The 26,424-nt window shown below is 62.5% G+C and carries 29 protein-coding genes; 15 read left to right on the top strand and 14 right to left on the bottom strand.

Annotated features, from left to right (window positions below; genetic code table 11):
- Positions 1-28: 28 nt before the first annotated feature.
- Together AC2FMN_RS15720 and AC2FMN_RS15715 are read left to right on the top strand one after the other, a co-directional pair.
- Positions 29-1,126, top strand: coding sequence for a PQQ-dependent sugar dehydrogenase (locus tag AC2FMN_RS15720; RefSeq protein ID WP_496689310.1), 1,098 nt, complete (start codon positions 29-31; stop codon positions 1,124-1,126).
- A gap of 32 nt (positions 1,127-1,158) precedes the next feature.
- Positions 1,159-1,383, top strand: coding sequence for a hypothetical protein (locus AC2FMN_RS15715; protein WP_496689308.1), 225 nt, complete (start codon positions 1,159-1,161; stop codon positions 1,381-1,383).
- A 189-nt stretch (positions 1,384-1,572) separates the two neighbouring features.
- On the opposite strand, the gene AC2FMN_RS15710 is transcribed toward AC2FMN_RS15715, so the two are convergent.
- Positions 1,573-2,577: a GlxA family transcriptional regulator gene (locus AC2FMN_RS15710; protein ID WP_496684074.1), complete on the bottom strand. Its 1,005-nt coding sequence runs from the start codon at positions 2,575-2,577 to the stop codon at positions 1,573-1,575.
- A gap of 169 nt (positions 2,578-2,746) precedes the next feature.
- Here AC2FMN_RS15710 and AC2FMN_RS15705 point away from each other — a divergent pair, with 169 nt between their 5' ends.
- The gene (locus AC2FMN_RS15705) at positions 2,747-4,117 is read left to right on the top strand and encodes a class II 3-deoxy-7-phosphoheptulonate synthase (protein ID WP_496689306.1); all 1,371 of its coding nucleotides are present in this window, start codon (positions 2,747-2,749) and stop codon (positions 4,115-4,117) included.
- A gap of 66 nt (positions 4,118-4,183) precedes the next feature.
- On the opposite strand, the gene AC2FMN_RS15700 is transcribed toward AC2FMN_RS15705, so the two are convergent.
- Entirely contained in the window at positions 4,184-4,855 is a 672-nt protein-coding gene (locus AC2FMN_RS15700; protein ID WP_496689304.1) for a PAS domain-containing protein, read from the bottom strand.
- A gap of 232 nt (positions 4,856-5,087) precedes the next feature.
- On the opposite strand from AC2FMN_RS15700, the gene AC2FMN_RS15695 reads away from it, so the two are divergent.
- From AC2FMN_RS15695 to phoU, 6 genes are all read left to right on the top strand, one after another.
- A complete protein-coding gene (locus tag AC2FMN_RS15695) occupies positions 5,088-5,978 on the top strand; it encodes a YicC/YloC family endoribonuclease (RefSeq protein ID WP_496689302.1) in 891 nt (296 codons plus the stop codon).
- A gap of 16 nt (positions 5,979-5,994) precedes the next feature.
- Positions 5,995-6,636, top strand: coding sequence for a guanylate kinase (gmk, locus tag AC2FMN_RS15690; RefSeq protein ID WP_496689301.1), 642 nt, complete (start codon positions 5,995-5,997; stop codon positions 6,634-6,636).
- Positions 6,633-7,166: a gamma carbonic anhydrase family protein gene (locus AC2FMN_RS15685; RefSeq protein WP_496689300.1), complete on the top strand. Its 534-nt coding sequence runs from the start codon at positions 6,633-6,635 to the stop codon at positions 7,164-7,166. The genes gmk and AC2FMN_RS15685 overlap by 4 nt, the downstream gene beginning before the upstream one ends.
- Positions 7,167-7,182: 16 nt before the next feature.
- A complete protein-coding gene (locus tag AC2FMN_RS15680) occupies positions 7,183-8,229 on the top strand; it encodes a sensor histidine kinase (protein ID WP_496689298.1) in 1,047 nt (348 codons plus the stop codon).
- A gap of 140 nt (positions 8,230-8,369) precedes the next feature.
- On the top strand, positions 8,370-9,137 hold the full coding sequence (gene pstB, locus AC2FMN_RS15675; RefSeq protein ID WP_496689296.1) for a phosphate ABC transporter ATP-binding protein PstB: 768 nt from the start codon (positions 8,370-8,372) through the stop codon (positions 9,135-9,137).
- 15 nt (positions 9,138-9,152) lie between these two features.
- Positions 9,153-9,854, top strand: coding sequence for a phosphate signaling complex protein PhoU (gene phoU / locus AC2FMN_RS15670; protein ID WP_490360897.1), 702 nt, complete (start codon positions 9,153-9,155; stop codon positions 9,852-9,854).
- 11 nt (positions 9,855-9,865) lie between these two features.
- Here the strand turns inward: phoU and AC2FMN_RS15665 are convergent, their stop codons facing one another.
- Positions 9,866-10,777, bottom strand: coding sequence for a LysR family transcriptional regulator (locus AC2FMN_RS15665; RefSeq protein ID WP_496689294.1), 912 nt, complete (start codon positions 10,775-10,777; stop codon positions 9,866-9,868).
- 97 nt (positions 10,778-10,874) lie between these two features.
- Here AC2FMN_RS15665 and AC2FMN_RS15660 point away from each other — a divergent pair, with 97 nt between their 5' ends.
- Positions 10,875-12,104 (top strand): acyl-CoA dehydrogenase, encoded by a 1,230-nt coding sequence (locus AC2FMN_RS15660; protein ID WP_496689292.1) that lies wholly within the window; start codon positions 10,875-10,877, stop codon positions 12,102-12,104.
- Positions 12,105-12,233: 129 nt separating this feature from the next.
- Complete coding sequence (locus AC2FMN_RS15655; protein WP_496689337.1) at positions 12,234-13,001, top strand: SDR family oxidoreductase; 768 nt, start codon at positions 12,234-12,236, stop codon at positions 12,999-13,001.
- Here the strand turns inward: AC2FMN_RS15655 and AC2FMN_RS15650 are convergent.
- Genes AC2FMN_RS15650 through AC2FMN_RS15630 form a run of 5 tightly spaced genes read right to left on the bottom strand, consistent with a single transcriptional unit; the run spans position 12,998 to position 17,868 of the window.
- A complete protein-coding gene (locus tag AC2FMN_RS15650) occupies positions 12,998-13,867 on the bottom strand; it encodes an acyl-CoA thioesterase (RefSeq protein ID WP_496689290.1) in 870 nt (289 codons plus the stop codon). The two genes, AC2FMN_RS15655 and AC2FMN_RS15650, sit on opposite strands and share 4 nt — an antisense overlap.
- Before the next feature lie 52 nt (positions 13,868-13,919).
- Entirely contained in the window at positions 13,920-15,137 is a 1,218-nt protein-coding gene (locus AC2FMN_RS15645; RefSeq protein WP_496689288.1) for a serine hydrolase domain-containing protein, read from the bottom strand.
- Positions 15,138-15,189: 52 nt separating this feature from the next.
- Positions 15,190-15,984: an IclR family transcriptional regulator gene (locus AC2FMN_RS15640; protein WP_496689287.1), complete on the bottom strand. Its 795-nt coding sequence runs from the start codon at positions 15,982-15,984 to the stop codon at positions 15,190-15,192.
- A gap of 3 nt (positions 15,985-15,987) precedes the next feature.
- On the bottom strand, positions 15,988-17,025 hold the full coding sequence (locus AC2FMN_RS15635) for a phosphotransferase (RefSeq protein WP_496689285.1): 1,038 nt from the start codon (positions 17,023-17,025) through the stop codon (positions 15,988-15,990).
- A 24-nt stretch (positions 17,026-17,049) separates the two neighbouring features.
- Positions 17,050-17,868, bottom strand: a complete 819-nt coding sequence (locus AC2FMN_RS15630; protein WP_496689283.1) for an SDR family NAD(P)-dependent oxidoreductase — start codon at positions 17,866-17,868, stop codon at positions 17,050-17,052.
- A 151-nt stretch (positions 17,869-18,019) separates the two neighbouring features.
- Here AC2FMN_RS15630 and AC2FMN_RS15625 point away from each other — a divergent pair, with 151 nt between their 5' ends.
- The 3 genes from AC2FMN_RS15625 to AC2FMN_RS15615 all read left to right on the top strand — a co-directional run bounded on the left by AC2FMN_RS15625 (position 18,020) and on the right by AC2FMN_RS15615 (position 20,346).
- Positions 18,020-19,021 carry an NADPH:quinone oxidoreductase family protein gene (locus AC2FMN_RS15625; RefSeq protein WP_496689281.1) on the top strand — a complete coding sequence of 334 codons (1,002 nt, stop codon included), beginning with the start codon at positions 18,020-18,022 and terminating at the stop codon, positions 19,019-19,021.
- 126 nt (positions 19,022-19,147) lie between these two features.
- Entirely contained in the window at positions 19,148-19,597 is a 450-nt protein-coding gene (gene aroQ, locus AC2FMN_RS15620; RefSeq protein ID WP_496689279.1) for a type II 3-dehydroquinate dehydratase, read from the top strand.
- Positions 19,594-20,346, top strand: coding sequence for a helix-turn-helix transcriptional regulator (locus tag AC2FMN_RS15615; protein WP_496682961.1), 753 nt, complete (start codon positions 19,594-19,596; stop codon positions 20,344-20,346). Before aroQ ends, AC2FMN_RS15615 begins: the two co-directional genes overlap by 4 nt.
- Positions 20,347-20,691: 345 nt before the next feature.
- Here the strand turns inward: AC2FMN_RS15615 and tsf are convergent, their stop codons facing one another.
- The 5 genes from tsf to AC2FMN_RS15590 all read right to left on the bottom strand — a co-directional run bounded on the left by tsf (position 20,692) and on the right by AC2FMN_RS15590 (position 24,480).
- Complete coding sequence (tsf, locus tag AC2FMN_RS15610) at positions 20,692-21,567, bottom strand: translation elongation factor Ts (protein WP_496682959.1); 876 nt, start codon at positions 21,565-21,567, stop codon at positions 20,692-20,694.
- A 77-nt stretch (positions 21,568-21,644) separates the two neighbouring features.
- Positions 21,645-22,424, bottom strand: coding sequence for a 30S ribosomal protein S2 (gene rpsB, locus AC2FMN_RS15605; protein WP_490360883.1), 780 nt, complete (start codon positions 22,422-22,424; stop codon positions 21,645-21,647).
- A gap of 168 nt (positions 22,425-22,592) precedes the next feature.
- Entirely contained in the window at positions 22,593-23,447 is an 855-nt protein-coding gene (olsA, locus tag AC2FMN_RS15600) for a lyso-ornithine lipid O-acyltransferase (protein WP_496689277.1), read from the bottom strand.
- A complete protein-coding gene (gene olsB, locus AC2FMN_RS15595; RefSeq protein ID WP_496689275.1) occupies positions 23,434-24,189 on the bottom strand; it encodes an L-ornithine N(alpha)-acyltransferase in 756 nt (251 codons plus the stop codon). Before olsB ends, olsA begins: the two co-directional genes overlap by 14 nt.
- Before the next feature lie 108 nt (positions 24,190-24,297).
- Complete coding sequence (locus tag AC2FMN_RS15590; protein WP_496682951.1) at positions 24,298-24,480, bottom strand: DUF3553 domain-containing protein; 183 nt, start codon at positions 24,478-24,480, stop codon at positions 24,298-24,300.
- A gap of 46 nt (positions 24,481-24,526) precedes the next feature.
- Between AC2FMN_RS15590 and AC2FMN_RS15585 the strand changes: the two genes are divergently transcribed.
- Positions 24,527-25,123 (top strand): histidine phosphotransferase family protein, encoded by a 597-nt coding sequence (locus AC2FMN_RS15585; protein ID WP_496682948.1) that lies wholly within the window; start codon positions 24,527-24,529, stop codon positions 25,121-25,123.
- A gap of 9 nt (positions 25,124-25,132) precedes the next feature.
- On the opposite strand, the gene AC2FMN_RS15580 is transcribed toward AC2FMN_RS15585, so the two are convergent.
- Positions 25,133-26,395 (bottom strand): glutamate-5-semialdehyde dehydrogenase, encoded by a 1,263-nt coding sequence (locus AC2FMN_RS15580; RefSeq protein WP_496689274.1) that lies wholly within the window; start codon positions 26,393-26,395, stop codon positions 25,133-25,135.
- Between the last annotated feature and the right edge of the window lie 29 nt (positions 26,396-26,424).

Genomic DNA, 26,424 nt, shown 5'->3' with positions numbered 1-26,424 from the left:
CCACCCAGACAGCATGTGAGGCTTCATCATGATCCGGATTTTCGCGATTCTCTGGCTGATGGCATCGACTGTGGCCGCGGCGGCGGACGCCTTGCGGACATCGCTCGGCCCGGTGACTGCAACCCGGATGCTGGGTGGTTTGGACACGCCCTGGGCCATCGGGCTACTGCCCGACGGCAGCTTTCTGGTGACGGAACGCGACGGAGACCTGCTGTTGGCCCGCAATGGTCAGGCACAGCGCGTGCGGGGCGTGCCGAAGGTTGCAGCGCGGGGGCAGGGCGGGTTGCTGGACGTGACCGTGGCCCGTGATTTCGCGAGCAGTCGCGAGATCTTTCTGACCTTTTCCAAACCGCAACCTGGCGGGGCCGGAACCGCGCTTGCCGTGGCACGCCTGTCCGAAGACGGCCGCCGCCTGACCAACCTGCGAGTGATCTTCGAGGCCGTTCCCGGCGGCTCGGGCGGGCGGCATTTCGGATCGCGCGTGGTCGAATCGTCAGACGGCACCTTGTTCGTGACACTGGGCGACCGTGGAGACCGGCCGAGCGCGCAGGACCTGACGACCCATATGGGGACGGTCGTGCGCGTCAATCGGGATGGCATGGTCCCGGCCGACAACCCCTTCGTCGGGCAGGCCGGTGTACGCCCCGAGATCTGGTCGTATGGCCATCGCAACCCGCAAGGCGCCGAAATCGATGCGCGAGGTCGCTTGTGGGTTTCCGAACATGGCGCCAAGGGTGGAGACGAGGTGAATCTTGTCAAACCCGGCGCCAACTACGGCTGGCCGGTGATTTCCTACGGCACGCATTATTCAGGGAATAAGATCGGCGAGGGCACCAGCAAACCCGGCATGGAGCAGCCGCGCCTGTACTGGGATCCGTCCATCGCGCCTTCGGGGTTGTTGGTCTATTCGGGCGACATGTTTCCCGAATGGCGCGGTGATATTTTCGTGGGCTCGCTGAAATTCGACTATATCGCCCGGCTGACCGGAAACCCGCTGCGCGAGGTCGAGCAGATCAAAGGCCAAGAAACCGAACGGGTCCGCGACATCGTACAGGCCCCAGACGGGGCGATCTGGTTCATCTCGGTCGGGCAGGGTGCCGTTTACAGGCTAGCCAGATCATCCTAAGGGTGTAGCGATACACTTCAAAGCGGATTGACATGGTCCGCCTTCTCGAAGCCGTAGTCTTTTGCCTGTCGCCCCTTCCCGCCGCGGCCGACAAGGTTCTTATGGCCTATGCCGATTATGAATCCTTCGTCGACACCAAGATGAAAAACCGCGAATTCTCGAACGCTATCAGCCGATTTGGGGGGCTGACGCATACACGCCGCAGCAGATGCAAACCCTGCAAGGTCAGCTGCGTGACCTTGTTCCGTATTGCCTGACCAATTCAGATGTGGCCAAGCGGATAGAGCTCGAGAATGGTTTTTCGCAGGGAATGCAGATCTATTTGAAGGGTAAGAACAGCTATCTCTGCTACTAAGCCCTTCTGCATCAACGCAACGACGGCGTGACGGTTCTGCAGTTCAGTATCAACACGCCCGACGAGCTCATTCTGGACAAGTTCTAGGCGCTCAGACCGACAGCCGTCCGCTCTGCGTCCCACGCTCGCGATAGGGCGTGGTGTTGTAATGTGCGCGGTAGCATTTCGAGAAATGGCTGGGGCTGGCAAAACCGCAGGCCAGCGCCACGTTGATCACGCTCATGTCGGTCTGCATCAGCAGGTTGCGCGCCTTGTGCAGCCGCAACTCCATGTAATAGCGCTTGGGTGAACGGCTCAGATACCGCCGGAACAGCCGCTCGAGCTGGCGGGTGGACATGCCGACCTCCTTGGCCAGGATCGAGGGCGAGATCGGCTCCTCGATGTTCTTTTCCATCATCAAGATGACCTGGCTCAGCTTGGGGTGGCGTACGCCGATCCGGGTGGGTGTCGACAGGCGCTGGGTGTCCTGATCGGTGCGGATCGAGGAATAGATCATCTGGTCGGCCACCGCATTGGCCAGTTCTTCGCCGAAGTCATCGGCGATCAGTTTCAGCATCAAATCGATCGACGAGGTGCCGCCTGCCGTCGTCATCCGGTTGCCGTCCAGCACAAACACCGATTTGGTCAGTTCGACGTCTTCGAATTCCTCGGCGAAACTGTCGGCGTTTTCCCAGTGGATCGTGGCGCGTTTGCCGTCCAGCAACCCGGCCTTGGCCAGTGTATAGGCTGCGGTGCACAGCCCGCCGATCCGCAGCCCCTTACGGGCCTCGCGGCGCAGCCAGTTCAACACCTTCTTGGTCGTGGCGGCCTGCACATCGACCCCGCCGCAGACGATGATAACGTCATCGCGCTGCAACTCGTCCAGATCGCGATCCAGCTGGAACGTGGTTCCGGCCGAGCATTGCACCGTCTCGCCGCCTTCGCCGGCGAGGCTCCAGGCATAGATCTGCCGGTCCGCCATGCGGTTCGCGATGCGCAGACTGTCCAGCGCCGAAGCGAATGAGAGCAAGGAAAACTTGTCCAACAGAACAAAAACGAAATTGCGCGGCTTCGCCGCGTCCGTGTCCACGGTGACAACTTGGCGTTGTTCTTGCATGGCGAACTGTCCTTGATTCGGCGGGCCGAGGCACGGGGCCTGCGGCGAATTTGGCCGCCACCATGCTCAAAGCTTGTTTCCGACGTCAAGAGGCGCAAATCGGTTATGGTCTCTGGTCCGTTGATTTTGTATAGAGACCACCTGAAATACATCAGCGGAGATCAAAGCTATGACCGAGTGGCAAAAATCGAACTGGCGCAGCAAGCCGCGGGTTCAGATGCCAGACTATACCGACAAGGCCGCCTTGGCCAAGGTCGAGGCCAAGCTTTCGCAGTATCCCCCGCTGGTCTTTGCAGGCGAGGCGCGGCGCCTCAAGCAACATTTGGGTGCCGCCGGTCGCGGCGAGGCCTTTTTGCTGCAGGGTGGGGATTGCGCCGAAAGTTTCGACCAGTTCAGCGCCGACGCGATCCGCGACACCTTCAAGGTGATGCTTCAGATGGCGATGGTGCTGACTTATGGCGCCAAAGTTCCGGTGATCAAGGTGGGCCGCATGGCCGGCCAGTTCGCCAAGCCCCGCAGCGCCCCGACCGAAGTCATCGACGGGGTCGAGCTGCCCAGCTATCGCGGCGACATCATCAACGAGCTGGCCTTCACGCCCGAGGCGCGTGAGCCCAAGCCTGAGAAGATGTTGCAGGCCTATACCCAGGCCGCGGCCACGCTGAACCTGCTGCGCGCATTCTCGACCGGCGGCTTCGCCGACATGAGCCGCGTGCATTCCTGGACGCTGGGCTTCACCGACGAACAGGACGTGCAGAAATACTCCGAGATCGCCGACCGCATTCAGGACACGATCGACTTCATGGAAGCCGCCGGCATCACCGCCGACACCACCCATGAATTCTCGACCGTCGAATTCTACACCAGCCATGAAGGGCTGCTGTTGGAGTACGAAGAAGCGCTGACGCGACTGGACTCGACCTCGGGCAAGTGGCTGGCCGGCTCGGGCCACATGATCTGGATCGGTGACCGCACCCGTCAGCCCGACGGCGCGCATGTCGAGTTCTGCCGCGGCGTGCTGAACCCGATTGGTCTGAAATGTGGGCCGACCACAACCGCCGAGGACCTCAAGGTTCTGATGTCCAAGCTGAACCCGGACAACGAAGAAGGCCGTCTGACCCTGATCGCGCGCTTCGGCGCGGGCAAGGCGGGCGAGCATCTGCCGCGTCTGATCAAGGCCGTCAAGGAAGAGGGCGCCAAGGTGACCTGGGTCTGCGACCCGATGCACGGCAACACGATCAAGTCGGCCACCGGATACAAGACCCGGCCGTTCGAATCGGTCCTGCGCGAGGTGCGGGATTTCTTCGGCGTGCATCAGGCCGAGGGCACGATCCCCGGCGGCGTGCATTTCGAGATGACCGGTTTGGACGTGACCGAATGCACCGGCGGCGTCCGCGCCGTCAGCGAAGAGGACCTGTCGGACCGCTACCACACCGCCTGCGACCCGCGCCTGAACGCGTCGCAGTCGCTCGAGCTGGCGTTCTTGGTGGCCGAAGAGCTGACCAACCTGCGCCGCGAACGCAAGAATCGCGCAGCAGGCTGATCTCGGTTGATCCGAAACGGGAACGGCGGGCCTCGGCCCGCCGTTTTTCGTTCGACCCAGCAGGGATCAATCGTCTCGGGAATAGACAAGCTTCAGATGGCCAGACGGGCCCTTGAACTCGGTCTGTTCCTCGGCAAACCCGGACTCGAGCCGGGGTTTTTCAGCCCGCCGCCGAACCGCGACCAGCGGCCGGACGTGGCTGGCTTCGATCGTAAAACGGCGGGGCGTGGCGCCGATTGCGCCATCACTGACCAGAACGCCAAGAATCCGGCTGACATCGCCCAGGTCGCTGCGCAGCGGCAGCAGGATCATCCGCGCCTCGAGCCGGACCCGACCCAGCTTGCCTTTCGAAACCAACGCGAACTCTCCGATCGCGGGTTCGGAAAAAACCGTCTCCAACTCCTCGGTGATCCGGTCGCGCGACGAGGGCTCGAAAAACGCGGTCAGCGGCATGCCGCGCACTTCCATGCCGGCGATCTTGCTTAGATGGCTTCCGGCCAGCCGGAACCGGGCCAGCCCGGGGGCGATGCGTTCGAGGATGAACGTGTATTCGAGAATGTTTTCCAAACCGCGCGGATCGATCTGCGACCGCCGGGGAACCCCGTCGTCGCCCAGCAGCGCGGTCCAGTAAGATTCTGCCTGACGGATCGGCGACAGACTGCGCCCACTGCCAAAGCGGTCCATTGCGATGATCTTTCCAAGTTTCGGCCCGGAACCGTTCCCGAAGAAGGTTTTCATTTCATCACCTCGTGTCGAATGGCCGTCCTTTGGTCTGCTGCGGCGCTGCGGCCAACTGCAACCGACCTGTCCTTGTGACTGACAGATTGACACGGGTTTACTTAAAATTGGAGCAAATCTTTAACGAATGGTTAACTTGTCCGGATGAAGTCAGCCATCAGCAAACCCTTGCCCTGAACGGTGCGATGGCATTAGGTGCAGCAGCGCAGGGCGAAAGTCGGAAAGGGCAGGCATGATCAAATCCATGACGGGTTTTGCTTCGGGCAAGGGGGGCTGCGGGCCGCATGGCTGGAGCTGGGAACTGCGCAGCGTGAACGGCAAGGGGCTGGACATGCGGCTGCGGGTGCCCGAGTGGCTGACCGGGCTCGAAGCGGCGCTGCGGGCCGAGCTGTCGCGCATGATCAGCCGCGGCAACGTAACGCTGACCCTGCGCATCACGCGGCAGGAATCGGCCACCGACCTGAGCCTGAACGAACCGGCGATGCGCGCGGCGCTTTCGGCGATCGCGCGGGCTGAGGAACTGGCGGCGCAACAGGGCGTTTCCCTGGCTCCCACGCGGGCCGGCGACCTGTTGGCGCTGAAAGGGATGCTGGATACCAGCGCCGAAGACGATGACCCCGCGCCACTAGTCGAGGCGCTGAAGGCCGCGTTCGGAAAACTGCTGGCGGATTTCATCGAGATGCGCCGTACCGAAGGCGAGGCCCTTGCTGCGGTTCTGGCCGAACATCTGGACCGGATCGAGGCGCTGACCGCGAAAGCCGTCGATCTGGCCCAGGCCCGCGCCGACGCGATGGCCGATGCGCTGCGCCAGAATCTGGCCCGAGTTCTGGACAACGCCCGGGGTGCCGACCCGGACCGCGTGGCCCAAGAACTTGCGCTGATCGCCGTGAAATCCGACATCACCGAAGAGCTCGATCGGCTGACCGCCCATGTCGCCGCGGCACGGGCGCTGCTGGCGCAGGACGGCCCGGTGGGCCGCAAGCTGGATTTTCTGGCGCAGGAGTTCAACCGCGAGGCCAACACTTTATGCTCCAAATCGCAGAACGCCGAGCTGACGGCGGTTGGCCTGGAGTTAAAGGCGGTGATAGACCAGTTGCGCGAACAGGTACAAAACGTTGAATAAACAAGGACAATCACAGATGGCGGATCGCCGGGGCCTTCTCATCATTCTGTCGTCGCCTTCGGGCGCGGGTAAATCGACGCTGGCCCATCGGCTGATGAACTGGGACCCCGATCTTCAGTTCTCGGTTTCAGCGACGACGCGCAAGCCCCGCCCGGGCGAGGTTCACGGGACGGACTACTACTTTCTGTCCGAGGACGAGTTTCGTCAGCAGGTTTCCAGCGGGCAGATGCTGGAACACGCGCATGTCTTCGGCAATTTCTACGGCTCGCCCGCCGACCCGGTTCGCGAAGCGATCCAAAGCGGCCGGGACGTGCTGTTCGACGTGGACTGGCAGGGCGAGGTGCAGATCCGCAACTCGGAACTGGGCAAGCACGCGCTGTCGATCTTCATCCTGCCGCCCTCGATCAAGGAACTGCGCCGCAGGCTTGAAACACGCGGGCAGGACGCGCCCGAGGTGATCGCCAAGCGCATGATGAAAAGCTGGGACGAGATCAGCCATTGGGGCTACTACGACTATGTGCTGATCAACGACGATCTGGATGCGACCGAGGACAAGCTGAAAACCATCGTCAGCGCCGAGCGGATGCGGCGGATCCAGCAACCCAAGCTGCAAGAGCACGTCCGCGCCTTGCAACAAGAATTCGAGAGCATGAAATGACGATCTATGCCCTGGGCGATTACGCCCCGCAAATCCACGAGGACACCTGGGTAGCCCCCGATGCCAACCTGATCGGCAAGGTGGTGCTGGAACAGGGCGCCTCGGTCTGGTTCGGCTGCACGATCCGCGCCGATCACGAGGAGATTCGCGTAGGGCAGGGCAGCAACGTGCAGGAAAACTGCGTGATGCATATCGATGCCGGGTTTCCGCTGACCATCGGCAAGAATTGTACGATCGGCCACAAGGTCATGCTGCACGGCTGCACGATCGGCGACAACAGCCTGATCGGGATGGGGGCGATCGTGCTGAACGGCGCCAAGATCGGGCGGAACTGCCTGATCGGGGCCGGCGCCCTGATCACCGAAGGCAAGGAAATCCCGGACAATTCACTGGTCATGGGTGCGCCCGGCAAAGTGGTGCGCGAACTGGACGAGGCGGCAGCGCAGCAGATCGCGCTCAGCGCGCTGCACTATCAGGACAACATGCGCAAATTCCGCGACGGCCTGAAACCCGTGCGTGCCGGAGACTAGACGCAAGGGGCCATTCATGTCCGACGCCAACCTTGCCGAATTCGTTTCGGCCGTGCCGATGCCAGCGCTTGTGATCGACCAGACCGAGCGGATTATCGCCGCGAACGCCGAAGCCAGAACCCTGTTGGGGCGCAATCTCGACAACCGGCACTTCGCCACAATCCTGCGCCAGCCGCCGGTCGTCGAAGCGATCGAGAAGAGCCTGCGCGCCAAGGGGTCGGCCAGCGCGCGGCACTTGGCCAATGACGGGGCGCAGGACACCACCTTCCAGGTCCACTGCCGTTACATTGATGGTGTCGGCGCTGTGTCGGCCGGTGCTGTTCTGGCCAGTTTCTTGGACGTGACCCATCTGGAACAGGCGCGGCAGATGCGCCGGGATTTCGTGGCCAATGTCAGCCATGAGCTGCGCACGCCGCTGACGGCCCTGATGGGGTTCATTGAAACCCTGCGCGGCCCGGCCCGCGACGACCCTGCCGCGCGGGACAGGTTCCTGCAGATCATGGCCGACGAGGCCAGCCGCATGAACCGGCTGGTCGGGGACTTGCTGTCGTTGAGCCGGGTCGAAAGCGAAGAGAGGGTGCGCCCGACGGAACGGCTGAACCTGACCGAAGTGCTGGAGTCCACCTTGGCCACTCTGCGCCCCCTGGCCGAGAGCGCGGGCGTGACGCTGGCTCTGACGACGCCCGAGGCGCCGGTGCACCTGCCCGGAGACGCCGACCAGTTGCGGCAGGTGTTCACGAATCTGGTCGAGAACGCGATCAAGTATGGCGGCAGCGGCGGCAGCGTCGAACTGCGGGTTGCGGTTGCCGAGCGCGATCCGGCGGTCCGCGGCGCTGCGGTTCGGGTTCAGGTCATCGACAAGGGCCCGGGCATCGACCCGGTGCACCTGCCGCGCCTGACCGAGCGGTTCTATCGCGCCGACAGCCACCGGTCGCGGCAACTGGGCGGCACGGGCCTGGGCCTGGCCATCGTGAAACATATCGTCAACCGGCATCGGGGCCGGCTGCGGGTCGAGAGCGATCTGGGCAAGGGCGCGGTGTTTACGGTCATTCTGCCGCTGTGATCGATCCGATCCCCGCACAAGCGGCAAAGCTTGACCTTTGACCGCCCGGCATGCGATGGCCCGGTTGCGGGGGACGCCCTTTCGGCAATGTGCGTCTTTACCTGCGGCAACCGGATAAACTGGCGCGAGCGGAGCAGGAAGTGGGCGAAAAAACGATCAAGATCTCGGCGCGGGACGTCAATGTCCACTACGGCGACACGCATGCCATCAAGGACGTGAACGTCGAAATCGAGGACAAAACGGTCACGGCCTTCATCGGGCCGTCGGGCTGCGGCAAGTCGACGTTCCTTCGCTGCCTCAACCGAATGAACGACACGATCGACATCTGCCGGGTTGAAGGTGATATCCGGCTGGACGGCGAAAACATCTATGACAAGAGTGTCGACCCGGTGCAGTTGCGGGCGCGGGTGGGGATGGTGTTCCAGAAACCCAACCCGTTCCCCAAGTCGATCTATGACAACATCGCCTACGGCCCACGCATCCACGGGCTGGCCAAGACCAAGGCCGACCTGGACGAGATCGTGGAAAAATCCCTGCGCCGCGGCGCCATCTGGGACGAGGTCAAGGACCGCCTGGATGCGCCCGGCACCGGGCTGTCGGGCGGCCAGCAGCAGCGCCTGTGCATCGCCCGCGCCATCGCCACCTCGCCCGAGGTTCTGCTGATGGACGAGCCATGCTCGGCGCTGGACCCGATCGCCACCGCGCAGGTGGAAGAACTGATCGACGAACTGCGCGAGCGGTTCTCGGTTGTGATCGTGACCCATTCGATGCAGCAGGCCGCCCGCGTCAGCCAGAAAACCGCGTTTTTCCACCTGGGCAGCCTTGTCGAATACGGTGACACCGGCCAGATCTTCACCAAGCCCCAGGACCCGAGAACCGAAAGCTATATTACCGGCCGCATCGGCTGAGGACAGGAATACGCCATGAGTGAACAACATATCGCCTCTGCATTCGACCGCGATCTTGAAGCTGTCCAAGCCCATATCATGAAGATGGGCGGTCTGGTCGAAGTCGCCATCAGCAACGCCGCTCGGTCGCTCGAGACACGCGACGAAGAACTGGCCCAGAAGGTGCGTCAGGGCGACAAGGAGATCGACGCGCTCGAGGACATGATCAATGAAGAAACGGCGCGGTTGATCGCCCTGCGCGCGCCCACGGCCGGCGACCTGCGGCTTGTGCTGTCGGTGCTGAAAGTGTCGGGCAACCTTGAGCGCATCGGCGACTATGCCAAGAACATCGCCAAGCGCACGACCACGCTGGTCGAGGCCCCGCATATCGGCAGCAGCGCGGCCGCGCTGCGCCGTATGGCGCGGGATGTCGAAACGATGCTGCGCGATGCGCTCGACGCCTATATCCAGCGCGACGCCGAACTGGCGCAGGACGTCATCCGACGCGACGAGGACGTGGACCTGATGTACAACGGCCTGTTCCGCGAGCTTCTGACCTTCATGGCCGAGGACCCGCGCAACATCACGGCCTGCATGCATCTGCATTTCATCGCCAAGAACACCGAGCGCATGGGCGACCACGTGACGGCGATCGCCGAGCAGGTGATCTATCTTGTCACCGGCGAGCGTCCGACCGAGTCGCGGCCCAAGGCGGACACGACATCGCAAACCGTCTGAACGCGGCGCGATCAGCGGGGCAGGGTTTCTTCGTTTTGGGCCTGCGATGCCAGCCAGTGCCGGAATTCGCGCAGCGACGGATCGCCTGACTTCGTGCTGGGCCAGACCAGGTAATAGGCGCCCATCGTCTCGACGGCGCCCGAAAAGGCGGTGATCAGCCGCCCGGTGGCCAAATCCTGCTCGATCAGATAGCTGGGCAGCAGCGCCACGCCCAACCCGTGAACCGCCGCCTGGTTGATGGTGGTAAACTGGTCATGAACGGTGCCGGGCAGGGGGCTGGGCGCTGTCACGCCCTGCTGCGCGAACCACTCCTGCCAGGCGCGCGGCCGGGTCTGAATGTGCAGCAAAGGCAGTTTCAGCAACTCTGCCGCATCCTTGGGTGCACCGGACGGCAGCAGCGCGGGCGCACATACCGGCACGACACGCTCGACCTTCAGCAGCAGCCGCTCGGTTCCGGGCCAATCCGGTTCGCCGAAATGTATCGCTGCATCAAAGGGTTCGGCGGAAAAATTGAACGGGCGCAGCCGGGTCGACATATTGATTGTGATGTCGGGATGCAGTCGCGCAAAATCGGGCAAGCGTGGCACCAGCCAGCGCATTCCGAAGGTCGGAAGAATGGCCAACTGCAATGTGCCGCCCGCCGGCGTCACATGCAGCCGCAACGAAGCCTTCGCGATCTGGTTCAGGCTTTGACGGATCTCGGCCACATACTCCCGAGCCGCCGGGGTCAACGACAGCCGTTTCCGGTCACGCTGGATCAAGCGAACGCCCAGCTGCACCTCGAGGGTCTGCAATTGCCGGCTGACCGCACTTTGGGTCAAGGACAGTTCGTCCGCGGCGGCCGAGGCCGAGCCAAGCCGATCCAGTGCCTCGAGCGCGCGCAGGGATGAAATCGAAGGGAACAGGCGGCGTTTGGTCTCCATCCATGCGTTTTACTCATGAAACCTTGCAAATGTCTCGCTGTATTTTGCGCAAATTGCGGGGTAGGGTGCGGCAAACCTTGAAATCCGGAGCGAAGACATGAATGCCCCCGATACAAAACCTGCGCTGCGCGCCAAGGATGCGCCCGATCTGGGCCGATTTGCCTGGGATGATCCGTTCCGCCTGAACGATCAACTGACCGAGGACGAACGCCTGGTGGCCGACAGCGCCCGCGCTTATGCGCAGGAAAAGCTGCAGCCTCGGGTCACGGCTGCTTTCCAGAATGAGGAAACCGACCCCGAGATCTTTCGCGAGATGGGCGAAATGGGCCTGCTGGGCACCACGATCCCCGAGGAATATGGCGGCATCGGCGCGGGCTATGTGACCTATGGCCTGGTCGCGCGCGAGGTCGAGCGCGTGGATTCCGGCTATCGCTCTATGATGTCGGTGCAAAGCTCGCTGGTGATGTATCCAATCTATGCTTATGGCAGCGAGGAGCAGCGCCGCAAATACCTGCCCAAACTGGCCAGCGGCGAATGGATCGGCTGTTTCGGACTGACCGAGCCGGATGCCGGATCGGATCCGGCCGGGATGAAGACCCGGGCCGAGAAGATCGACGGCGGCTATCGGTTGACCGGCAGCAAGATGTGGATTTCGAACGCGCCGATCGCCGACGTGTTCGTCGTCTGGGCCAAGTCCGATGCGCATGACGGCAAGATCCGCGGTTTCGTGCTGGACAAAGGCGCCAAAGGGCTCAGCGCGCCCAAGATCGAGAACAAGCTCAGCCTGCGTGCTTCAATCACCGGCGAGATCGTTCTGGACGGCGTCGAAGTCGGCGAGGACGCGCTGTTGCCGCATGTTCAGGGTCTCAAGGGGCCGTTCGGCTGTCTGAACCGCGCACGCTATGGTATCAGCTGGGGCGTGATGGGCGCGGCCGAGTGCTGTTGGCACGTGGCACGGCAATATGGGCTGGATCGCAAACAGTTCAACCGTCCGCTGGCCCAGACGCAGCTGTTCCAGAAAAAGCTGGCCGACATGCAGACCGAGATCGCCTTGGGCCTGCAGGCCAGCCTGCGGGTCGGGCGCCTGATGGATCAGGCCGAAGCCGCGCCCGAGATGATCTCGATCATCAAGCGCAACAATTGCGGCAAGGCGCTGGACATCGCGCGCATGGCCCGCGACATGCATGGTGGGAACGGGATCTCGCTGGAATTCCAGGTGATCCGGCACATGGTCAACCTGGAAACTGTGAATACCTATGAAGGCACGCATGATGTCCACGCCTTGATCCTGGGGCGGGCACAGACCGGTTTGCAGGCTTTCTACTGATCTCACACGAGATACGCGTAATCGGTATTATGGTAATGTTGGGTATTGTCAACGCCGCAACGTCCACGTTGGCGGCGTGTTTTCATGCTGTTACCGTCTACAGCGAAACCAATGAAGGCGGAACACGACATGGAATTGCAGGACAAGATCGCTGTCATCACCGGCGCGGCCCATGGAATTGGCAAAGGATTGGCCGAGCGCTTCGCCCGCGAAGGCGCCCAGGTCGTCTGCGCCGATATTGATCTGGATGGCGCCCAGATGGTTGCTAACACCATTGGTGGTCATGCGATCCGATGCGACGTTGCCAACGAGGATGACATCCGTGATCTGATCGACAACGTCGAGGCCTCGGTCGGCCCGATCGATGTGTTCTGTGCCAATGCCGGGATACTGACCCTGGGCGGTCTGGACGTGCCCGACGACCACTGGGACCGGATCTGGAAGATCAACGTGATGTCGCATGTCTGGACGGCCCGTCATCTGGTGCCGCGCATGGTCGCGCGCGGTGGCGGCTATATCCTGACGACCGCTTCCGCCGCCGGTCTGCTGAACCAGCCCGGCGCGGCGCCTTATGGCGTGACCAAACACGCGGCCGTGGGTTTTGGCGAATGGCTGGCGCTAACCTATGGCGACAAGGGTATCCGCGTTTCGGTCCTATGCCCCCAGGCGGTACGCTCGGAAATGACCAAGGGGTTCGAGGATTCGGTCGCCTCGATCGATGGAATGCTCGAGCCCGAGGACGTGGCCCAGGCCTGCGTCGATGCCATCCGAGCCGAGACTTTTCTGGTGCTTCCGCATCCGCAGGTTCTGGACTACATGCGGCTGAAAACTGCCGATTATGACCGCTGGCTGAGCGGAATGCGGAAGCTTAATCAAAAGTTTGTCGGAGATATCTAACGCGGTTTTCGGGCGCGTCGCAGCAGGCCTTCCTGCGCCACCGAAGCCACCAGCGTGCCGTCCTGCGCATAGATCGCACCGCGGTTGAAGCTGCGCCCCTGCCCCGTCCACGGCGCATCCATCGCGTAGAGGTGCCAGTTCTGGAATTGCACCGGCGCGTGGAACCAGATCGCATGGTCCAGGCTGGCGCCGTTGATCTCTCCGGAGAACCAACTCAGACCATGCGGCCTCATCCCCGAGCTCAGCAGCGCCATGTCGGAGGCATAGGCCAGCAGAAGGTGCTGCGTGACGTGATCGGCCTGATCGGCGGCGCCCATACGGAACCACAGGAAATTGCGGTCATCGGCCTTTGCGGGTTGGAAGATGTCCAGCGGATCGACCTCGCGCACTTCGATCGGGCGTTCTCGCAGCAGTTCCGCGCGCAGATGCTCCGGTACGCGGGCAAGATACCGCTGCCGCAGCTCATCGCGCGAGGGGTGCTGCTCGGGCGGCGCGACCTCCGGCATGGGGTGCTGGTGCTCCCATCCCTCGTCCTGAATGTGGAACGAGGCCGACATGTTCAGGATCTGCTTGCCGTGCTGAATCGCCACCACGCGACGGGTTGTGAAACTGCCTCCGTCTCGTGCGCGATCCACTTGATAAACAACCGGAATATCCGGGTCACCGGGGCGGATGAAATAGGCGTGCAACGAATGGCACAGCCGGTCCTCGACCGTCTTGTAGGCCGCCGCCAGAGCCTGGGCGATCACCTGGCCGCCGAAAATCCGCGTTGGCGTTTCTCCGCCCGAGCCCACGCCGCGGAACAGGTCCACCTCGAGGCGTTCGATATCCAGCAGATCCAGCAGAATGCGTTCGGCTTCGGTCATGGGCTTGTCTCCGGAATCACGGTTCAGGCCTCGCCTAGCAGCCCCGCGACGGTCATTCAATCAGGGCGGCTTGGACCAGCGCCTTCAACTGAGATCGCGACGGATAGGAACTGGACGGTGCCAGTTGCGTGAAGAACACCACGGTCAGATCGAGAACCGGGTCGATCCAGAAAAATGTGGACGCCATGCCGCCCCAACTAAAATCTCCGACCGAGCCGGGCGTGCGGGCGCGGGCCGGGTCCAAAACCACTGCACCGCCGATGCCGAACCCCATGCCCTCCATCGGCTGTTCGGCGAAACTCTGCGGTCCCATTGATGCAATGTCGCCCGGCAAGTGGTTGCGCAGCATGAAATCCACGGTTCTTGGCCCCAACAGACGATTGCCGTTACCGGTGCCCCGGTTGCGCAGCATATCGGCGAAGCGGGCGTAGTCGTCGATGGTACCGACCAGCCCGCCGCCACCGGAAAACAGCGTAGCTGCCTCGAAGGCGGACTCGCCGGGCTGATCGACCAACCGCAGCGTCTCATTGCCTGCTTTGGCGGCATTCAGAGCCATCGCGTCGCCTTCGAGCGGGGTGTACAGGGACGCGAACCGCTCCCCTGCCCCCGTGGGAACGGAAAACCCGGTTTCCGTCATGCCCAGCGGCGCAAATACGTTTTCGGCCAGGAACCGGTCCAGAGTCTGGCCCGATGCAACCTCGATCACGCGCCCGATCACGTCGATGCCCACCGAGTATTCCCATCGCGCGCCCGGTTGAAAGGCCAGCGGCAGGTCGGCCAGCGCCTGCACCTGGTCGGCAAGGCAGCCTTGATCGGGCTTGAAGATCAGGTCGCGCGCGTCCATCTCCGCCGGCAGAAGGCCCGGATTGAACGGGTAGCTCAGCCCACTGGTATGGGTCAGCAATTGGTGCAACGTCGGCGACGGCGCCGGTTCGGTCTGATCCAACCGTGTCGCATTCGGGATCAGCGCCTGCATGTCCAAGAATTCGGGCAAAAACTCGGACACCGGGGCATCTAGGTGAAACAGTCCCCGTTCTGCCAGCATCATCAACGCAACCGAGGTGATCGGCTTGGTCATGGAATAGATGCGCACGATCGTGTCGCGCCTGAAAGGCAAGCCCGCCTCGATGTTGCGCTGACCGCAAGCGTGAAAATGCACCTCGTCGCCGCCGTGGCGCAGCAGAACCGAGCAGCCGGGATATTTTTTGGTATCGACATAGGCTTGCATCCAGGAATTGATGCGTTTCAGCCGTGTAGGGGCAAAGGTCATGGCGCGACCTCCCTGATAGTAAATCCACCAATGCAGGGGCGTGTGGCAACCGTCATGGCCGCAGACTCAGTTGCCTGGCCGCGTCGATCAGCTTGGCGGCGTGTTCAGAGGCAAGCTCTTCGGGCGTCACATAAAAGCTCGGGCCGCCGATGTTCAGGCCGAACACCCGCCTGTCATCCGCCGAAGGAACCGGCACCGAAATTGCGTGCACGTCATCCCGCCACAGCGAGAAACCGGTGCAATATCCGCGCGCAACATATTCATCCTGCGCCATTTCTATCGATCGCTGCAGATCGTCGCGTTGCAGCCCCAGATCCTGCTGGGCCGCCTCGACGGCGGCAGCGCGTTGATCGGGCGTCATGCCCACCAGAATGGCGCGCCCCATCGCCGACGAGAACAGCGGCAACCGTGAACCGACATGCATCGTCAGCGCGACGTTCTGGGTGGATCGGCTGACGGCTACATAGACGACCTCGGCGCGGTGCGCTTCGCCCAGGGCCGCCGTCAGATATGGGTTTGCGCCGGCGCGCAGTTCACGCAGAACCTCGCCAGCGCGTTCGCAGATATCGGTGCTGCCCAGAACGCCGAAGCCCAGCCGCAGAACTCCGACCCCCAGACGATAGGCGCCGCCGGGCTGATCCTGCACCAGGTACCCCAATTGGCACAGCGTATGCGTCAACCGGGAAATGGTCGGCTTTGGCAGGCCGGTGCGGTCGGCAAAGTCGGTATTGGTCAGCGCGGTATCGCCGTGCCGGAATGCCCGCAGGATCTGCAGCCCCCGAGCCAGGGCCGTGACGAAGTTGCGGTCCTTTTCATCTGCTTCCAGCTGTGCCCGACGGATGGTCACTGGTCAATCGCCCCGCGATTCCAGGGCCGCAAGCCCGTGTTGGGCGAAGATCGGAACATACGCGCCGAAAGCCTGTGCGCGGGTCGGGTCGGATGCATTGCCGTCCAGCGCCCGTTTGTAGACCCCCTGAAGGATGGCCGCCATCCTGAAGAAATTGAACGCCAGGTAAAAGCCGAAATTGTCGATTCCTGACAACCCGCGCCGGGCACAGTATTCGGCGATGAATTCCGCATCGGACGGAAGTCCAAGCGCTGCGCGGTCTATGCCGGCCAGGCCGCGCCCCTCTTTTCCGGGCGGCATCTGCCATTGCATGATGACCGCGGCCAGATCGGCATAGGGGTGGCCGATCGTCGACAACTCCCAATCCAGAACGCCCACGCAGCGGGTGCCGACGGTGTCAAACATCAGATTGTCGATACGGTAGTCACCGTGAACAAGCGTTCTCTGCCCGTCCTCCTCGGGGATCGAGGCGGTCAGCGCGCCGATCAACCGATCCATGTCACCGATGGTACTGGTCTCGGATGCGCGGTACTGTTTGGTCCAGCGCGAGATCTGCCGTTCATAGTAGTTGCCCGTCGGCCCATAATCTGACAGGCCGACCGCATCGATGTCGACCATGTGCAACTCGGCCAGCACCCGGTTCATCTCGTGCAGGATCGCGGCGCGGGTTTCGTTGCTTTCGCCTTTCATCGTGGGTTCAAGGAAGATGCGCCCCTCAAGCCGCTCCATGACGTAGAAGGCCGAGCCGATCACCGACTCGTCTTCGCACAACAGCAACATGCGCGGCACAGGCACATTGCTGTCGGCCAAAGCGCGTTGCACCCGGTATTCGCGGTCAACGGCGTGGGCGGATTTCAGCAACGCGCCCGGCGGTTTGCGCCGCAGGACATAGCGCCGTTCCGGTGTCCGCAATTCGTAGGTCGGGTTGGATTGCCCGACCGCGAATTTAGTGGCGTCGAGCGGGCCGCGATAGCCCGGTAGATGCGCGCCCAGATAGGCATCGACCGCAGCGAGGTCCAGTTCGTTGGAGCCTTGGGTCATGTCACCCGTCCTGTTCGGCGACCGTTACATGGCATCGGCAAAGATGTTCCCCCCGGTCAGAACGTTGATACCGCCCGAGACGGGAATCACGGCGCCTGTCACATAGCTGCCGCCGCGCCCGCACAGAAACAGCATCGATCCCGCGATGTCCTCATCACGACCCACACGGCCCAGCGGCACCGATTTCCCGACCTTCTCGCGTTTGTCCTCGTCCGCCGTAGCAAAGGCGGTCATCCGCGATACGAACGGCCCCGGTGCCAACGCATTGACGGTGACGCGGTGGGGCGACAGCTCTTTGGCGAGGATCTTGGTCAGGTGGATCACCGCCGCTTTCGAGGCCGAATAGCTGTAGGCGCCATCGCCCATCGGAACCTCGCCCATGACCGAGCCGACATTGACCACCCGGGCCGGGTCATCATCGGACCCGGACTTGATCAACAGCGGCAGCAGTTTCTGCGTCAGGTGAAACACACCGGTCACGTTCACCGACATGACCTTGTCCCACGCGTCATAGGGGAACTGCCCCAAAGGTGCGCCCCAGGATACGCCCGCGTTGTTCATCAGGATATCAAGACGTTGCGTTCGGGTGTTGACCTCGGATACCAGCGCGTCGATCCCGGCCTCGCAGCCGACGTCCCCGGCAAACCCTTCGGCGCGACCCGGCGCATCCAGCGCGTTGAGTTCATCGGCCACGGCCGCGCAGTCCGCGCCCTTGCGCGAGGCAATCAGCACGCGCGCGCCGGCGCGCACCAAAGCCTCGGCGGCCATGCGCCCGATTCCCGTGGCGCCTCCGGTAACCAGCGCCGTTTTTCCGTTCAGAGAAAACAGGTTGTCTGGTGTCATGGCTCTCCTCCCCAATCCGAATTTTTCGATCCGTCCTGCCGATCGGCCGCGATCCGTTTCACTGTGCAGAATTGCATTTCACAACTTCCTTGACAACATCGCGCCGCAATCGGACCTTCAAGCCAACAGATGACGAGGATCGGAATACCAAATGCAAGCTTTACTCAGCGTCGCCCCGGGCGGTCCGGAAACCCTGAAACTGACCACCCTGCCCGATCCCGCGCCGAAAAAGGGTCAGATTGCTGTCCGCGTCCGCGCCGCCGGCGTTAACTTTCCCGACACGCTGATCATCCGCGATCTGTACCAGATGAAGCCGCCCCGCCCATTTGCCCCCGGCGGCGAGATTGCGGGCGACGTGATCGCGTTGGGCGATGGCGTGTCGGATCTGGAGGTCGGCGACCGTGTGCTGGCCCTGACCGGGCATGGCGGCTTTGCCGAACAGATCTGCGTTTCGGCCGCCAGCGCCGTCAGGTTTCCCGATTCTATGTCCTACGAAGACGCCGCAGGCTTCATCTTCACCTATGGCACCTCGTATCATGGGCTCAAGGACCGCGCGGCGTTGCGGCCTGGCCAGACCCTGCTGGTGCTGGGCGCCGCGGGCGGCGTCGGTTCGGCGGCGGTGGAACTGGGCAAAGCCATGGGCGCACGGGTGATTGCTGCGGTGTCCTCGCAGGACAAGGCCGATTTCTGCCGCGACCTGGGCGCAGACGAAACCTTGGTCTATTCCCGCGACATGGATCGCGAAGCCCAAAAAGCCCTGTCTGCCGAGATCAAGAAACTTGCGGGTGGTGAAGGCGTAGATATCGTCTATGACGCGGTCGGCGGCGACTATGCCGAACCCGCCTTGCGGGCGATGGCGTGGAAAGGCCGGTATCTTGTGGTCGGGTTCCCGGCCGGCATTCCCAATATTCCCCTCAACCTGCCCCTTTTGAAGGGCTGCGAAATCGTCGGCGTGTTCTGGGGCGCGTCGGTGTTTCGTGACCCCAAGGGCCATGCGGAAAACGTCAACGAGCTGTTCGGACTGTACCTGGCAGGTAAGATCCGACCGCGTATAACCGCGAAATTTCCGCTCGAAGAGGCGGGCAAGGCGCTTGAACTGCTCGAGGATCGTTCGGTGCTCGGGAAAGTTGTGGTCACGATGGAGACAGCCTGAACGCCTACGCGGCCATACCGAAAAACAAAAATGCCAGTGCGATTCTCCTTGTTCGCCTCATGCGAGCAAGCTTTGTAGACGCATGCGCGATTCAAGGTTATGAAAAGGCATGGGGACAGGATGATAATGCACAGTATTCTTGTATTGAACGGGCCGAATTTGAATCTGCTGGGCAGCCGGCAACCCGAGGTCTATGGCCATGCGACCCTGCAGATGCTGGAAGACCAGTGCGTTGCGCATGGCAAAGCCATCGGCGTGATGGTCGAAACCTTTCAGTCCAACCATGAGGGCGCCCTGATCGATGCCATTCATGCCGCACGCGGTGTCCATGACGGCATCATCCTGAACGCCGGCGCCTACACGCACAGCTCGATCGCGTTGATGGATGCGATCTCATCCGTCCAGTTGCCAGTGGTCGAAGTGCACATGTCCAACATCCATGCACGCGAATCCTTTCGGCACAGATCCTACATCGCGCCGGTCGCGCTCGGGCAGATCTGCGGTTTCGGCGCACAGAGCTATGTTCTGGCTTTGGACGCCCTTGCCGCTCATTTGCAGGACACGGGGGGCGCATGAACCTAAGCGAGTATCTGAATTTCCTGAGCTATGTGAAAACCCTAGAAGAGCTCTGGGCCGCTCATACCGACCAGATGGAGCAATACGGGTTCGATCGGCTTTTGTATGGCCATACTCAATACCGCACGCCTACATCGCTGGGAGATCCAGAAGATTTCGTGATCCTGACCAACCACTGCAAGGAATACATGGACGGGTTCCTGCGCGATGGGCTGTATTTCCACGCGCCGATGCTGAAATGGGCCCTGAATCACGAAGGTGCGGCCAGTTGGCGCATGATTCAGGATATGATGTCCAGCGGCACCATGACGGCCGAGGAGCGCAAGGTCTACGATTTCAACAAATCCAAGGGAATAACAGTCGGTTACACGGTCAGCTTTACCTCGGTGTCGGTTCGCTCGAAGGGTGCGATCTCGCTGGCCTCGCTGAGCCGCACGCAGGACGAATTGGACGCGATCTGGGCCGAGCATGGTGCCGATATCCTGCTCATGAACAATGTCGCGCATCTCAAGATCCTCACCCTGCCCTATGTTCCGCCGAACCGCGCGCTAACCAAACGGCAACGAGAGGCGCTGGAGTGGGTCGGAGACGGCAAGACGACGCAGGACATCGCGCTGCTGATGGGGCTGACCTCGGCCACGGTCGAAAAACACCTGCGTCTCGCGCGCGAGGCGCTATCGGTCGAAACCACGGCCCAGGCCGTGCTGAAGGCGTCGCTGCACAATCAGATATTCGTCATGGAAGCCTAACCTGCACACCCGCGCCCAACTTCAAGTTGACGCTGGGTAAGGAATACATGACTTTCCCGAACGCCCCCAAAATCGCACAGTGATATCGTTCCGTGAGTGGTGGCTTTGGCCAGGGAACATTGGGTCGGATCCTTGTATTTCCAAGGCAGTTCGACCACCTCTGGCGACGGGCGCTTATTCGTCCGCGATCCGTTGTTGGTAATCACGGGGGGCCTCGTCCATCCCCATTAGTAGCGAGGCCTCCCGACATTCTTCTTCCGACTTTCGCACTAAAAAAACCCGGCTGCGCGGGGCGCAACCGGTTCGGTCTGGTTGGCCCGGCACAATTGCCGGGCGCTGGCCGGGTCAGCCTTGCGCGGCCTTGGCGACCTCGGCGGCAAAGTCTTCTTTCTCGACCACGATGCCTTCGCCCACTTCCAGGCGCACGAAACCGGTGATGGTTGCGCCGGCTTCCTTGGCCGCGGCTTCGACGGTCAGGTCCGGGTTCACCACGAACTGCTGGTTCAGCAGGGTCGACTCGGCCACGAATTTCTTCATGCGGCCTTCGATCATCTTTTCGATCACCTGCTCGGGCTTGCCGGATTCGCGGGCGATGTCCATCTGAACCTGCTTTTCCTTCTCGACCACGGCCGGATCCAGATCGGCTTCAGACAGAGCGGCCGGGTTCACGGCGGCGATGTGCATAGCAATCTGTTTGCCGATTGCTTCGTCACCACCCGACAGAGCAACCAGAACACCGATCTTGCCCATGCCGGGGTTTGCGGCGTTGTGCACATAGGACACCACGCTGTCGCCTTCGATCTTGGCCATCCGGCGCAGCGACATGTTCTCGCCGATCTTGGCGATCTTGTCGGTCAGGATGTCGGCAACGGTCTTGCCGCCCAGATCGGCGGCCTTCAGCGCTTCGACATCGTCGACATTCAGCGCCGCTTTTGCGATCTCGCCGACCATTTCCTGGAACTCGGCATTCTTGGCGACGAAGTCGGTTTCGGCGTTGACTTCGACGGCAACACCCTTGCCCCCATCGACGATGACGGCCACCAGGCCTTCGGCCGCGGTGCGGCCCGATTTCTTGGCCGCTTTGGCCAGACCCTTGGTGCGCAGCCAGTCGACGGCGGCCTCCATGTCACCATTGGTTTCGGTCAGCGCCTTCTTGGCGTCCATCATGCCTGCGCCCGTCGCGTCGCGCAGTTCTTTCACCAGTGCTGCTGTGATTGCCATGGTTCGGCTCTCCTCAATTCAAATGGGATTGGGGCAGGTCATACCCTGCCCCATATGTCAGTCATGTGACAGGCAGCTTACGCCTCGGCGGGGGCTTCGCTGGTTTCGGCTACGGCTTCTTCTGCCGGAGCTTCCTCCAATGCGCCCAGATCGACGCCAGCGGCACCCAGCTGCGCCGACATGCCGTCCAGCGCCGCGCGCGCAGCAAGGTCGCAGTACAGCGCGATCGCGCGGGCTGCGTCGTCGTTGCCCGGGATCACATAGTCCACGCCATCGGGCGAGCAGTTGGTGTCAACCACGGCCACGACCGGGATGCCCAGCTTGTTTGCTTCGGCAATGGCCAGGGCTTCTTTCTTGACGTCGATGACGAACAGCAGATCCGGAACGCCGCCCATCTCGCGGATACCGCCCAGCGAGGCCTGCAGCTTGGCCTGGTCACGCTCCATGCCCAGACGCTCTTTTTTGGTCAGGCCTTCAGCGCCCGATTCCATGGCTTCGTCGATCTGGTTCAAACGCTGGATCGACTGGGAAACGGTTTTCCAGTTGGTCAGCGTGCCGCCCAGCCAGCGGTGGTTCATGTAGTATTGGGCCGACTTCTCGGCGGCTTCGGCGATCGGGCCAGCAGCCTGACGCTTGGTGCCCACGAACAGAACACGCCCGCCCTTGGCGACGGTGTCACGAACGGCCTGCAGCGCCTGGTCCAACATCGGAACGGTCTGGGTCAGGTCGATGATGTGGATGCCGTTGCGCGCGCCGTAGATGTACGGAGCCATGCGCGGGTTCCAACGTTGGGTCTGGTGGCCGAAGTGAACGCCAGCTTCAAGCAGCTGACGCATGGTGAACTCGGGAAGAGCCATGCTGTGTTTTCCTTTTCCGGTTTACGCCTTGGCGGGGGTGAAAGAAGCGGTTGCTCCAACCGGCGGCCGTGATGAGGATGTCTCCCTCAAAACGGCCAAACCCCGCCTGCGGGTTTGAATGGCGCGCGTATACGGCAGGATATCGGGCAACGCAAGGGGTAAACGCCCCTATTTTTCAGGGCGCGCCCAGGCGTGCGCATGGCGGATGGCCTCTTCGCAATGGGCCGCCAGCGCCTTGCGGTCGGGAAAATCGCTGACCTTGGCCGGCGCGTGATAGATCAGTTCGACCCGCCCCTGACGCCGCGCGCCCAGTGTCTTGAGCAGATGCGGCCCGAAATCCATGTCGCCCCACCAGCCATAGAACCTGACCGGTTGCCCGGCTGGTGCATGATAGATCACCGACACCGGCTGAACATACATGAAGTCACGCAGTTCCTCGGCGAAGAACGCCGCAAAAAGCGTTGTTTTGAAAGGCAGAACCCGCAACCCGTCGGTCGAGGTGCCTTCTGGGAAGAACAGCAGCTTGTGCCCGGCTTTCAGGCGCTCTTCGAACAGCTTGGTCTGCGCGTGGGCCTTTCTGCGGTCACGTTCGATGAACACGGTCCCGGCGGCGCGGGCTAGAAAGCCGATGCCGGGCCATTTGGCCACCTCGGCCTTGGACACGAAATACACCCGCTTTCGGGCATTGAGCGCGAAGATGTCCAGCCACGATGAATGGTTGGCCACAACCGCGCCGTGCTGTCGCATCAACGCGCCCGAGGTCTGGAAACCGATGCCCAGGATACGAAATGCGTTGCGCGACACGAATTGCGGGACAAAGGCCGAAACCGGGCGGCGTATCCCGCATAGGGGGCGTTCGAACAGGCGGATGGTCAGCAGAACGATCAGCCCAACGACCACCAACAGCGCCAACGGCAGCCCGCGCACCAGCACCAGAACCCAGCCCAGCAGGCCCAGCCGGACCGGGTCGGGGGCGTCGTCGCTGTACCAAAGCGCCTGGTTCGTCACGTCACGCTCCGCCATAGATGCGCCTCTGCCGGTCGTTCATGCGCGCGGTGTCAAGGATCAGGCAGACATCGGTGGTGTTGAAGGCGTGGTCGATGAAGGCCCCCTCCCCAACGAACCCGCCCAGCCGCAGATAGGCCTTGATCAGCGCGGGCACCTGCAACATCGCCGCGCGGCGGTCCAGCTTGTCGGGGGCGACCAGGTCCATGCTTTGAAACACGTCTGGTTGCGCCCGCACGCGCAGTTCTGGCGGGGCCAGGTGGTTGTGGTGCAGCATCGACAAGGGCTGCGCCAGCGCCTGCACGTCGGTTCCGTGGAAACTGGCGACTCCGAACAGAACCTCGATGTCCCGCTCGGCCACATAGCGTGCCAGCCCGTTCCACAGATGATACATCGCGGTTCCGCCGCGATAGTCGGGATGCAGACAGGACCGGCCCAGCTCCAGCAGCTTGCGCCCGCTGCGCTTCAGGACTGTCAGGTCATATTCGTCTTCGGAATAGAACTGGCCCAGTTCGGCCGCCCGGTCTCCGGGCAGCAGGCGATAGACGCCGACAACCGCACCGGTCGAGTCGTCATAGGCCAGCATGTGATCGAAATACGGATCGAACCGGTCGCGCTCAAGGCGTTCGGCGTGATCGACCATCTCACCACCGCCGCCCAGTTCTCGCACGAAGACGTCGTAACGCAGTCGCTGCGCCGCGCGCAGTTCGTCATCGGTTTCGGCCAGTTTGACTGTGAATGAAAGGCCTGCGTCCGGCATGTGACAAGGTCGGTTCCCAGTTGCGATCTCAGCGCTGATACCGCAGCCGCACGGCGAATGGCAACACGAACCGGGTGGCGAGCAACGTTAACCTTTCCTAAACCAGTTTCAGGGATCAAGAACCGGCATCAAGGCGATGCGTGTTCCGTCAATCACCACTTTGCCCTGGTCGCGAAAGTTCACGGTGATCTTGCCCGCGATGTTGGACTGGACCTGTCCAACACCCCAATCGGGGAAATCGGGGTGGCGGACATACATGCCCGGTGCAAGAATGGCATTCATATCTGTCATGCGGCGGCTCCGGGTCGTGCATGGGCGGATATTTCAGGAGGTACGCATGGGCGACACCAACGTCAACCTGGCCGAGTTGATCGGCTCTCGGATCTGCCACGATCTGATCAGCCCGATCGGCGCGATCACCAATGGGCTGGAGCTGTTGGAAATGGTTGGCGGCACCCAGGGCCCCGAGATGGAGCTGATCACAGGCAGCGTCGGCAGCGCCGGGGCGCGAATCCGGTTCTTCCGCGTGGCCTTTGGCGCGGCCAGCGATCAGCCGCTGGGCCGCAGCGAAGTGACGGACCTGCTGCGTGATGTCGAGCGTGCGGGCCGTGTCCGGGTGCATTGGAACGTCACCGAGGCGATGCCGCGCAATCAGATCAAACTGGCCTTTCTGGCCATCATGTGCTGCGAAAGCGCCATGCCGATGGGCGGCGAGGTCAAGATCGACAGCGTGGGCGACAAATGGACGGTCACTGGTACGGCCGACCGCATGAATGTTGATCCGGACCTGTGGAAAAGCCTTCCGACCGGCACATTCGCCAACAAGGTTACGCCGGCGCAGGTGCAGTTCGCCCTGCTGCCGCAGACGGCGGCCGCACAGGGCCGACGGGTCACGGCCGAGACGGGCGCGACCCGCGTGGTGCTGCGGTTTTGACGCGGCGACTCAGGCGCGCGTCGTGCCGTTGCCGCGCACCAGGTATTTGAAGCTGGTCAGCTGCGCCGCCCCCACCGGGCCGCGTGCGTGCATCTTGCCCGTGGCGATCCCGATCTCGGCGCCCATTCCGAACTCACCTCCGTCGGCAAACTGGGTCGAGGCGTTGTGCATCAAGATCGCACTGTCGAGCCGTTCAAAGAAGCGGTCGGCGGCGGACTGATCCTCGGTCATGATGCAATCGGTGTGGTTCGATCCGTATTGGCGGATATGCGCGATTGCCGCGTCGATATCGGCCACCGGTTTTGCGGCGATGATGCTGTCCAGAAACTCCTTGCCCCAATCGTCATCGCTGGCCGGCACAGTGCCTTCGGTGGCCAGCGCACCTGCGGCATGCACCTCGACGCCCGCGGCCAGCAGCGCCGCGATCACGTCGCGCCCCAGCGTTTCCGCGATATCCTGATGCACCAGCAGGCATTCTGCCGCACCGCAGATGCCGGTACGGCGGGTCTTGGCGTTCAGCACCACGTCCAGCGTTTTCTGCGGATCCGCTGCCTTGTCGATGTAGATGTGCACGATCCCTTCAAGATGGGCAAAAACCGGCACCCGCGCCTCGCGCTGAACCAGCCCGACCAGCCCCTTGCCGCCTCGCGGAACGATGACGTCGACATAGTCGGTCATGGTCAGCAATTCCTGCACCGCCGCCCGGTCACGGGTCGGGACCAGCTGGATCGCATCCTCGGGCAGGTTTGCGGCCTTCAAACCCTCGACCAGGCAGGCGTGGATCGCGGTCGAGGAATGAAAGCTTTCGGATCCGCCGCGCAAGATCACGGCATTGCCCGACTTGAGGCACAGCGCCCCGGCATCCGCGGTCACGTTCGGGCGGCTTTCATAAATCACGCCGATCACGCCAAGCGGGGTGCGTACCCGGCGGATTTTCAGCCCCGAGGGCATGTCCCATTCGGCCAGAACCTCACCCACCGGATCGGTCTGTGCGGCCACGGTGCGCAACCCGTCGACCATGCCCTGAATGCGCGCCTCGTCCAGCATCAGACGGTCCATCATGGCCGGGCTCAGACCCTTTTCGCGGCCATAGTCCAGGTCTTTTTTGTTGGCCTCGATGATCTGTGCGCGGTTCTTCCACACGGCTTCGGCGGCGGCCATCAACGCCGCGTGTTTGCGTTCGGCTGAGGCGAAGGCCAGGTCCCGAGACGCATCCTTGGCGCGCTTGCCAAGATCGGCCATCAGGGCGGGAATGCTGTCAAAGTCCTTCATGTCATCTGCCTTTCCGGTCGTCGGACCAG

Source organism: Ruegeria sp. BHSC037, assembly GCF_059613045.1.
Note: the sequence above shows the minus strand (reverse complement) of the source record. Positions and strands in the feature narration are given on the sequence as shown.